Here is a 9,052-nt window from a genome sequence, read left to right as displayed (position 1 = left end):
GAGGCGCCGCAGCGGGCCGCGACCGCCGGTGCGCGCCGCTCGCACCGACGAGGGCGGAGGCCACACTGCCGCCGCGCAACCCCCAGGCCGGCGCCGGCCGGGCCCAGGGCCTGCCCGCGGAACTTGGCGATGCCGTCGAGGCGCCGCAGCGGGCCGCGACCGCCGGTTTGCGCACCGCGCACCTGGAGCGGGCGGAAACACGGCAGGGCAGGCCCCGTCGGCGGCGTAGCCTGGCGTGCGTGTACGCGGAGCGGGCGTCCCGGCTGACCGGGGCGGTGGTGTGGACGAACACCCCGTCCGGGCCCGGCGGCGGGCGGATCCTGCCCGACGGCTGCATGGACCTGCTGTGGCACGAGGGCCGGCTGATGGTCGCCGGGCCCGACACGCGTGCGTACGTCACCGAAGGCGAGCCGAGCGCCTGGGCCGGCGTCCGCTTCTACCCCGGCACCGCTCCCGCCCTGCTGGGCGTGCCCGCGCACGAGATGCGGGACCGGCGGGTGGACCTGGCCGACCTGTGGCCGGCCGTGGAGGTGCGGCGCCTCACCGCACAGGTGAACGCGGCCGGCGACCCGGCGAGCGGCCTGGAGCAGGTGGCGCTGGAGCGGGCCGCCGGGACCGATCCCCCCGAGCCGCTCCTGCGACAGGTGGTCGCCGCCCTCGACGCGGGCCGCCCGGTCGCCGCGACCGCGGACGAACTCGGCGTCGGCGCCCGCCAGCTGCACCGCCGCTGCCTCGCCGCCTTCGGTTACGGCCCCAAGACGCTGGCCCGGGTCCTGCGACTCCAGCGGGCCCTCGCCCTGGCCCGCTCCGGCGCCCCCCTCGCCGAGACGGCGGCCCGGTCCGGCTTCGCGGACCAGGCCCATCTGGCAAGGGACGTCCGGGAGTTGGCCGGGCTGCCGCTGACGGAACTACTGGGCCGCTCCGGGTAGCGGCGCGAACAGGTCGACCCCGTTGCCGTCCGGATCGAGCACCACCGCGTACCGCTGCCCCCACACGGCGTCCCAGGGCTTCAGCTCCCCGTGGTACCCGGCGCCCACCAGCTCCTCGTGGACCGAGTCGACCTCGGCCGGGCTGTCGCACAGCAGCGCGAGCGAGACGCGCCCGCCCGCGGCCGGCGGCTGCCATCCCGGGTGGATCGAACGGACACTCTCCTCGCTGTCGAGCATGATCCGCAGCCCGCCCGGCAGTCCGGCCTCGGCGTGCGGCTGCTCCTCGGCACCCTCGGGGAACGCGAAACCGATACGGCGGTAGAAGGCGACGGAGGCGGCCATGTCGGAGGCCACCAGGCCGATCGCGTCGAATCGTGGAGTCATGGGGCCACCGTAGGCAGCGGCGCGCGGTGTGGTCTTGAAGGAATCGGACACGCGCCGGACCGTGTCGTGAGAGCGCCTGTCAGCCGAACGTCACCGGGCCACGAGGTGTGTCCAGCGTGAACGAGAAACCCACCGGGCCCCGGACGAGGGGCAGTTCGGTGCCGACCGCGGCCAGCAGCGGCCGGATCTCCTCCGGGTCGGGGGTGCTCGCGGACAGCTCCAGCAGGGGAGTGGTGGGCAGGCCCGAGGCCGAGGGGTGGGGTGAGGTGCCCCAGTCGATGAGGAAGGGGACCAGGCCCGAGGGGTGGGCGGTGTCGCCGTCGGTCAGACGCCATCTCAGGAGGGTGCCGTCGGGTCTGCGGCGGCTCATCGGGCGCACGGCGCCGGGGTCGTAGCCTCTCGCCCGGGCCGCCGTGACCGCCGCGTCCAGGTCGGGCGGGCTGATCGCCCAGGTGAGCGTTCGCGGCCCGGAGAGCCGGTCGACGTCGAAGGGCCGTGGCTGCCCGGGCGCGGACTGCTCCGGATCCGGGCCGATGATCTCCAGGTAGCGGGCGCCGCCCAGGCAGACCAGGTGGTTCCGGGTGCCCAGTCCGACGTGCACGCCGCCGGGCGCGGGACTCACGCCGGTGCGCCGGGCGAAGTCGGCGACGGTCGCCGCCAGGTCGGGGGTCGCGAGGACCAGGTGGTCGAGCGTCGCGGGGATGGCGTTCATCGCAGCAGAGGCTACGCAGTCCGGCAACGGCAAGGGAACACCCGTACGGCTGCCCAGGGTGTCCCCTAGGGTCGTGGGCCATGGCCCCCAGGCTCCTCGTCCACACCCGCACCACCGCCTACCGGCACGACTCCGTCCCGGCCGCGATCGCCGCCGTCCGCACCCTCGGCGACTTCGAGGTGACCGCCACCGAGGACCCCTCGGCGCTCGAAGCGCCCCTGGACGCGTACGCGGCCGTCGTCTTCCTCTCCACCAGCGGCGAGATCCTCACCCCCACCGGGCGTGAGCGGCTGGCCGGGTACGTGGAGGCCGGTGGCGGGTTCGTCGGGGTGCACGCGGCGGCCTGTACGGAGTACGAGTGGCCGTACTACGGCGAACTCGTCGGCGCCCGTTTCGACCGGCACCCCGAGTTCCAGCCCGGCAGGGTCGTCGTCGAGGACCGCACCCACCCGGCGACCCGGCACCTGCCCCCCGTATGGGAGTTCACCGACGAGTGGTACGACTTCCGCACCAACCCGCGTGGCGCGGTACGGGTGTTGGCCGCTGCCGACGAGTCGTCGTACGAGGGCGGCGGGATGGGCGCCGACCACCCGCTGGTGTGGTGCCGGGAGCAGGGGGCGGGGCGGGCCTTCTACACCGCCCTCGGGCACGCCACCGAAGCCTACGAGGACCCGGACTTCCGCGCCCATCTGCTGGGCGGGATCACCTGGGCGGCACGGCTGGAGGGCCACGCCGGCTGAGGGACGGGGGGCCCGTCCCGTCCCACCCCGTCCCACCCCGTCCCACCTGGTCCCCTTACGACCCGTCTTCGGTGGGGACTTGGCCGTACGCGGCGTGGATCGTCCCTCGCCGGTCCACGTGTGCCCTCAGGCCTCGCCGTGCCGCCCCGCGACCGTGACGCTGTGTCGTGCCAAGCGAGGCGAGCCGCCCCAGGGGGGAACCACGGGGGCCGGCGGTTCGGAAAGGAAGACCGTATGAGCAAGCGCAATCGGGCTGTGGCGATGGTGTCGGCCGCGTTGCTGGTCGCCGGGGGTGCCGTGACGGCCCTGGCGCCGGCGGCGAACGCCGCGGCCTACCACGGCGTCGACGGCAGCAGCTACGTCTACGACGACTGGCAGGACGAGGAGAACCTCGGCGTCGACGACTACGCCCAGAGCAACGCCACGGCCCTGTGGGAGACCGTCCTGTGGGCGGACGGCGCCCTGTACGAGGACGAGGACGGCGACTGGCACGCCTTCACGAGGAACAAGATCGACGGCTCGTTCGGCCCGGAGACCGAGTCGGCCACCCAGTGGTGGCAGAACCACTACGGCATCCCGGAGGACGACGGCGTCGTCACCGACGACTGCTGGCAGTCCGCCCAGAACCGGCTCCACGGGCCCTACGCGGGCGGCACCGTCCAGTACTGGGGCAGCGCCCGGACCGTCACCTTCAAGCGGGTCAGCGGCAAGTACCGGGTGAAGCTCAAGAACACCGGATCCTGGAAGATCGCGTACTACGACAAGGTCGGCTGACAGGGCCGACAGCTCGGATCCGGAGGGGGGCGGGTGGCCGCGGGGTCATCCGCCCCCCTCCGGCAGTGCCCACAGCAGTACCGCCGCCAGCAGCGCGATGACGGCGAACGCGGCCAGCGCCGCCGTCCGCCAGCGCCGGTACTCGGCGCCCGGTGTCAGCGGCGCGGCCTCGGGCGACCCGGCAGGCACCGCCGTACCGGGCACCATGGCACCGGAGACCGCCGCGCCGGGCGGCACCGTTTGGTGCGGCACCGTTCCGTGCGGCCAGGTCGTGTCGGCCAGGTCCCACAGCGCCAGCAGCCGCGCCGGATCCGCTCCCGCGACCCGGCACAGGGCCTGGACCGCGCCCCTGGGCGGCTGTTTGACCCCGCTGAGATACCGCTGCCAGGACGACTTGCTGTACGCGGTCCGCCGGGCCAGTTCGGCCAGGCTCAGGCCCGTACGGTCCTTCAGCGCGCGCAGTTGCCCGACCAGGTGCCGTGCCTCCCTCGGCAGCGCATCCGGCAGCGGCCGCCAGCGTGTCATGGTCGCCCCCCCCAAGTGCTCGCCGCCGCCCCGCCCCCGGGCCGCGGCGCCCCTCCCCGCCGCATCCTTCGACGCCCCGCCGACCCGGCCAGTTCCCTCCCTCCGTATATGAGCAAAAGTGAGCGAATCCGGCGGTGGATGGCCCATGCAGACGTCCGGGACGACAGGAGCCCGCGCGGTGAGGTGCGCTACGGCGAACACGCCGCGGGCAGGCCGGTCATGCGGTGGTCCGGGCGCGCGGCGGGGCCGTGCTCGACCGCTCCACCAACCGTGTGGACAGTTCCGTGCGGGTACTTTCCGGCCGGTCCCCGTCCATCATCCGCACCAGCAGCCGCAGTGCCGTCGCCGCCATCTCGGAGAGCGGCTGGCGGACCGTGGTCAGGGCCGGGGTGAGCCACCGGGCCTCGGGCAGGTCGTCGAAGCCCACGACGCTCATGTCGTCCGGCACGCTCAACTCCCGCTCGGCCAGCGCCTCGTACACCCCGAGGGCCATCCGGTCCGAGCAGACGAAGACGGCCGTGGGCGGCTCGGGCAGGTCGAGGAGTTCGCGCATCCGGCGGTGGGCGACGCTCTCGTCGAAGCCGGCGTGACGGACGTACTCGGGACGCTGCCGCACCCCCGCCGCGGCGAGCGCCGAGCGGTAGCCGGCGACCCGCGCGCTGCTGCACATCTTGCGCTGGTGACCGGCGACGACGGCGATGCGCTCATGACCGAGCGCCAGCAGGTGCTCGGTCGCCGTCACCCCGCCGTGCCAGTTCGCCGCGCCCACCGACACCACGCCGGGCGGCGGTTCGAGTACCGGGTCGATCATCACGTACGGGATGCGGTGCTGGTCCAGCCACGCGTACTGGGAGTCGCTCAGCTCGGCCAGGTTGAACAGCACCCCCGACGAGCCGCGGGCGATGAGCTTGTCGAGCCAGCCGCGTTCCGGACGGCCGCCGCGGGTCCTGTTGAGGCCGGCCGACACCACCACCTCGAGACCCACGTCGTGCGCCGCCGCCTCGACCCCGTGCAGCACCGCCCCCGACCAGGAGCTCTCCAGCGAGTGCACGACCAGGTCGACCAGCCCCGACGCCTTCGCCGAGTCGAAGCGGGGTCTGCGGACGTAACCGAGCCGGTCCAGCGCCTCGGTGACCCGGCGGCGGGTCTCGGGGGCGACGTCCTCGCGGCCGTTGACCACCTTGGACGCGGTGGGCACGGAGACCCCCGCCTCCCGGGCCACGACCGCAAGGGTCGGCCCGGCCGTCATACCGGCGCTCTCGGTACGGACCATCGGGAACCACCTCTCCGGCCCGCCCGAGGGCCATGAAAAGTTTCGACAGCGCTGCTTCCGCGGTCGGGAGACCGAACGGATAGTAAGCGCTCTCTACCCTAGGTTCGCCGCAGGAACTCGGGAAGGGGCCGGAGTTCCCAGGTCTTGTCGGGCCGCCGCTTTCGAAACCCCCATACCGGGCGGGGCGGCTACCAGCAGACGAGCCGGAACCCCGTGAAGTCGGCCGTGAACGCCGCGTCGACCGGGNCGGGCCGCCGCTTTCGAAACCCCCATACCGGGCGGGGCGGCTACCAGCAGACGAGCCGGAACCCCGTGAAGTCGGCCGTGAACGCCGCGTCGACCGGGTCCACGGCATGGACGCCCGCCATCGACCCGGTGAAGCGCAGCCTGGACCCGTGGTCGTCGGACAGCTTGCCGAAGTCCAACGGCGGCCCGACCGGCGTGCGCACGCCTTCCCGGACGTACCAGAACCGCGCCTCGGCACCGTCGACCGTCACACCGAGCGTGACCGGGCCGCCCCCGTCGACCTCGACGACCGCGGCCTGACGGGTGTCGCCCTCCTCGCGCTCCACGAGGCTGAGCACCCTGCGCCCGCCCCCCTGCCACTGCTGGCCGCGCTGCCCTTCGCCCTCGGGCTCCGCCCAGGTCAGGTCGAGGGCGAGATAGGCCTCGGTGTTGTACCAGAGCACCAGACCCGCGGCCTGGGTGAAGGTGCTCGGCCGTGCCTCGACGGTGACCTCGGCCTCCGCGCGGTGCTCGGTGATCCGCTGGGCCAGCAGACTGTGCGCCCACCACGACTCCGGACCGTGCCGGCCACGCAGCCGGATCCACCCGGGACGCGCACCGGTGTCGGCCCAGGACGGGTCGGCGGGGGCCCGCAGGGTGCTCCACGGCCACCCCAACGGCTCCTCGGAGGCGGACAGTCCGAGCTCCTGCCGCTTCGTCGGTACGTCGACCTCGACCGCCGGATGCCAGCCACCGTGCCGCAGCCTGGGCCAGCCCTCCTCGTCCCAGGTCAGCGGCTGGATCGCGGTCTCCCGCCCGAGGGTGCAGCGCGGGCCGTCCGGCGTCTGGAGCGGGCGGGCCGTCAGGTGGCTCATGACCCACTCGCCGTCCGGTGTCTCCACCAGCTCCGCGTGACCCGCCTTCTGCAACGGCACCGAGGCGTCGTCGCGCGTGGTCAGCAGGGGCTGCCTGTCCAGCTCGTACGGCCCGGTGATCGCGCGGCTGCGCGCCATCAGCACCCCGTGCTCGACGCCCGTGCCGCCCTCCGCGAGCACCAGGTGGAACCATCCGTCGCGGTGCAGCAACTTCGGCCCCTCGATGAGCCGTTCGTGCTGGAGCAGGAGATGGGTGTCGCCGAGGCGGCCCAGACTCCCGCGGTCCAGCTCCGTCAGCACGATCCCGGCGAAGCGCCGGCCGCCCGGCCGGTGGTCGCTCTGCATGTTGAGCAGCCACAGCCGGCCCTCGTGGTGGAAGAGCGCGGGATCGAAACCGTGGCTCGCGATCCGGCGCGGCGCCGACCACTTCCCGCTCACGTCCGTGGCCGTGCAGACGTAGGTGTCCAGGTCGAAGTAAGGCGTGCCCACCGAGCGTACGACGGTGTAGACCATCCAGAAGCGCTCCCCGTCCCAGCTCAGCGACGGGGCCCAGATGCCGCCCGAGTCCGGGACCCCCGCGAGCGAGTCACCGGGGGCCGCGCCCCGCACATGTCCGGCGTACTGCCAGTGCGCGAGGTCCCGTGAGCGGTGGATCGGGATCGTCGGGAACCACTCGAAGGAACTCGTCGCCACGTAGTACCAGTCGCCCACCCGCACCAGGGACGGGTCCGGGGCGAAACCCCGGATGACGGGATTGCGCAGTCGGGTCACGTCACGGCTCCCTGAGTCGCGGTCACTTCAAGGCTTTCTGGGTCACGGTCACTTGAGGGCCCCCAGCGTCACGCCCGACCGCCAGTAGCGGCGCATCGCGACCATCATGATCGCCATCGGCACGATGGACAGCAGCGCGCCGGTCAGCACCAGGCTGGTCAGGTCGACGCCGGACTCCAGGCGCTTTCCGGACCAGTTGTACAGGCCCAGGTTGAGGGTCCAGTTCTCCTCGCCGCGCAGCACCGTCAGCGGCAGGAAGAAGGCGTTCCAGGTGTTCACGAAGGCCAGCAGGAACACCGTCGCGCCGCCGGTCGTCATCATCCGCAGCACGATGCTGAAGAAGATCCGCAGCTCGCCGGCGCCGTCGATACGGGCCGCCTCCAGGAGCTCGAAGGGGATGGTGGCCTCGGTGTACACCTTGGCGAGGTACACGCTGAACGGGTTGATCAGGCAGGGGATGAGCATCGCCCAGGGCGTGTCGACCAGGCCGATCTCCGAGAACAGCAGATACAGCGGCAGGGTGAGCAGCGCGATCGGGATCAGGAACGAGCCGACCACGCACGCGAACACCAGGTTGCGCCCGGGGAAGTCGAAGCGGGCCAGACCGTAGCCCGTGGCCAGGGCGAGCAGCGTGCCGCCGAGGGAGCCGACACCCGCGTACAGGAACGAGTTGGCCGTCCAGCGCAGGAAGATGCCGTCCTCGTACGTGAACAGCTGATGCAGGTTGTCCCACAGGTGCCAGCCGGAGAACCACAGGCCGTTCGACTGGTACAGCCCCGTCCGGTCCTTGGTGGCGGCGACGATCAGCCACCAGACCGGGAACAGACTGTAGACACTCGCCAGGGTCAGCCCGACCAGGAGGAAGCGCTGCCCGCCGCGACCACGCGAGGCGGGGTCAGGGCTGGTGAGCCGACGGACGGGGGACGGCTGCTTCGTACCGTTCTCGGTCATCAGCATCAGTCGGCCTCCTTCGAGGTGAGCCGGTAGAACAGGAAGGAGGCGACGCCGAGGATCAGGGCGAGCAGCACCGACAGGGCGGCGGCGTAGTGGTAGTTGCCCGCGTTGAACGCCTGGTTGTAGATGATCATGATCGGGGTGAAGCTGTCGCTGACCGTCTGCGGAGTGACGTTCCTGAACAGCGCCGGCTCGTTGAAGATCTGCAGCATCTGGATGACCGACAGCATGCCGGTCAGCACCAACGCACCCCGCACATAAGGGATCTTGATGCTGGTGGCGATCCGCCGCTCGGAGGCACCGTCCAGCCGCGCGGCCTCGAAGAGCTCACGCGGCACGCCCTGGAGCGCCGAGTAGATGATCACCATGTTGTAGCCGATGCCGTGCCAGGTCAGCAGATTGCCGATGGACGGCCACACCATCGAAGGGGCGAAGAAGTTCCAGTCGAGGCCGAACACCTCGCCCAGCGGCGTCAGCGGACCGACGTCGGGGCTGTACAGGTTGATCCACACGAGGGCGGCGACCACCCCGGGGATCATGTACGGCACCAGCAGCACGATCCGGAACCGGCTCGCCACCCGCGAGGTGACGGCGTCCAGGAACAGCGCCAGGACGAGGCTGATGACCAGCATCACCGGGATCTGCACGACGGCGAACAGCACCACCCGCAGCACGGATCCCATGAACGCCGAGTCGGTCAGGCCCTGTTGGTAGTTGTCGAGGCCGGCGAACTCCTCCGTCGAGCCGCCGAGCCCGAGCCCGGACTGCTGGACGCGGAAGAGCGACTGGTAGACGGCGTACCCGATCGGGATCAGGTACAGGAAGACGAAGCCGAGCTGGAAGGGCACCGTGAAGGCGGCACCCTTCCAGCGCAGGGAGCGAATCATCGT

10 protein-coding genes are annotated in these 9,052 nt (G+C 72.2%); 3 read left to right on the top strand and 7 right to left on the bottom strand.

Annotation, left to right across the window (positions count from 1 at the left end; all coding sequences use genetic code 11):
• Positions 1-239: 239 nt before the first annotated feature.
• The gene (locus ACWBNA_RS19575; RefSeq protein WP_482705713.1) at positions 240-929 is read left to right on the top strand and encodes a helix-turn-helix domain-containing protein; all 690 of its coding nucleotides are present in this window, start codon (positions 240-242) and stop codon (positions 927-929) included.
• Here the strand turns inward: ACWBNA_RS19575 and ACWBNA_RS19570 are convergent.
• Both ACWBNA_RS19570 and ACWBNA_RS19565 read right to left on the bottom strand, forming a co-directional pair.
• Positions 909-1,313, bottom strand: coding sequence for a VOC family protein (locus ACWBNA_RS19570; protein ID WP_482705708.1), 405 nt, complete (start codon positions 1,311-1,313; stop codon positions 909-911). The genes ACWBNA_RS19575 and ACWBNA_RS19570 overlap by 21 nt on opposite strands.
• A gap of 79 nt (positions 1,314-1,392) precedes the next feature.
• Positions 1,393-2,025, bottom strand: coding sequence for a VOC family protein (locus ACWBNA_RS19565; protein ID WP_482705707.1), 633 nt, complete (start codon positions 2,023-2,025; stop codon positions 1,393-1,395).
• An 80-nt stretch (positions 2,026-2,105) separates the two neighbouring features.
• Between ACWBNA_RS19565 and ACWBNA_RS19560 the strand changes: the two genes are divergently transcribed.
• Together ACWBNA_RS19560 and ACWBNA_RS19555 are read left to right on the top strand one after the other, a co-directional pair.
• Positions 2,106-2,765, top strand: a complete 660-nt coding sequence (locus ACWBNA_RS19560; protein WP_482705706.1) for a ThuA domain-containing protein — start codon at positions 2,106-2,108, stop codon at positions 2,763-2,765.
• 234 nt (positions 2,766-2,999) lie between these two features.
• Positions 3,000-3,539, top strand: a complete 540-nt coding sequence (locus ACWBNA_RS19555) for a peptidoglycan-binding domain-containing protein (RefSeq protein ID WP_482705705.1) — start codon at positions 3,000-3,002, stop codon at positions 3,537-3,539.
• A gap of 45 nt (positions 3,540-3,584) precedes the next feature.
• On the opposite strand, the gene ACWBNA_RS19550 is transcribed toward ACWBNA_RS19555, so the two are convergent.
• The 5 genes from ACWBNA_RS19550 to ACWBNA_RS19530 all read right to left on the bottom strand — a co-directional run bounded on the left by ACWBNA_RS19550 (position 3,585) and on the right by ACWBNA_RS19530 (position 9,049).
• Positions 3,585-4,064 carry a helix-turn-helix domain-containing protein gene (locus ACWBNA_RS19550; RefSeq protein ID WP_482705704.1) on the bottom strand — a complete coding sequence of 160 codons (480 nt, stop codon included), beginning with the start codon at positions 4,062-4,064 and terminating at the stop codon, positions 3,585-3,587.
• A 217-nt stretch (positions 4,065-4,281) separates the two neighbouring features.
• Entirely contained in the window at positions 4,282-5,337 is a 1,056-nt protein-coding gene (locus tag ACWBNA_RS19545; RefSeq protein WP_482705703.1) for a LacI family DNA-binding transcriptional regulator, read from the bottom strand.
• A gap of 287 nt (positions 5,338-5,624) precedes the next feature.
• Positions 5,625-7,208, bottom strand: a complete 1,584-nt coding sequence (locus ACWBNA_RS19540) for a glycoside hydrolase family 43 protein (protein ID WP_482705702.1) — start codon at positions 7,206-7,208, stop codon at positions 5,625-5,627.
• Between the two features lie 48 nt (positions 7,209-7,256).
• Positions 7,257-8,165 carry a carbohydrate ABC transporter permease gene (locus ACWBNA_RS19535; RefSeq protein ID WP_482705701.1) on the bottom strand — a complete coding sequence of 303 codons (909 nt, stop codon included), beginning with the start codon at positions 8,163-8,165 and terminating at the stop codon, positions 7,257-7,259.
• Positions 8,165-9,049, bottom strand: a complete 885-nt coding sequence (locus ACWBNA_RS19530) for a carbohydrate ABC transporter permease (protein WP_383857089.1) — start codon at positions 9,047-9,049, stop codon at positions 8,165-8,167. The genes ACWBNA_RS19535 and ACWBNA_RS19530 overlap by 1 nt, the downstream gene beginning before the upstream one ends.
• Between the last annotated feature and the right edge of the window lie 3 nt (positions 9,050-9,052).

Source organism: Streptomyces sp. Q2, assembly GCF_056820935.1.
This window is presented reverse-complemented; position numbering and strand designations above follow the sequence as displayed.

Excerpts from the sequence above, each read along its gene's own strand:
- ACWBNA_RS19570 (WP_482705708.1), bottom strand. The coding sequence starts at position 1,313 with ATGACTCCACGATTCGACGCGATCGGCCTGGTGGCCTCCGACATGGCC.
- ACWBNA_RS19565 (WP_482705707.1), bottom strand. The coding sequence starts at position 2,025 with ATGAACGCCATCCCCGCGACGCTCGACCACCTGGTCCTCGCGACCCCC.
- ACWBNA_RS19560 (WP_482705706.1), top strand. The coding sequence starts at position 2,106 with ATGGCCCCCAGGCTCCTCGTCCACACCCGCACCACCGCCTACCGGCAC.
- ACWBNA_RS19555 (WP_482705705.1), top strand. The coding sequence starts at position 3,000 with ATGAGCAAGCGCAATCGGGCTGTGGCGATGGTGTCGGCCGCGTTGCTG.
- ACWBNA_RS19550 (WP_482705704.1), bottom strand. The coding sequence starts at position 4,064 with ATGACACGCTGGCGGCCGCTGCCGGATGCGCTGCCGAGGGAGGCACGG.
- ACWBNA_RS19545 (WP_482705703.1), bottom strand. The coding sequence starts at position 5,337 with ATGGTCCGTACCGAGAGCGCCGGTATGACGGCCGGGCCGACCCTTGCG.
- ACWBNA_RS19535 (WP_482705701.1), bottom strand. The coding sequence starts at position 8,165 with ATGCTGATGACCGAGAACGGTACGAAGCAGCCGTCCCCCGTCCGTCGG.
- ACWBNA_RS19530 (WP_383857089.1), bottom strand. The coding sequence starts at position 9,049 with ATGATTCGCTCCCTGCGCTGGAAGGGTGCCGCCTTCACGGTGCCCTTC.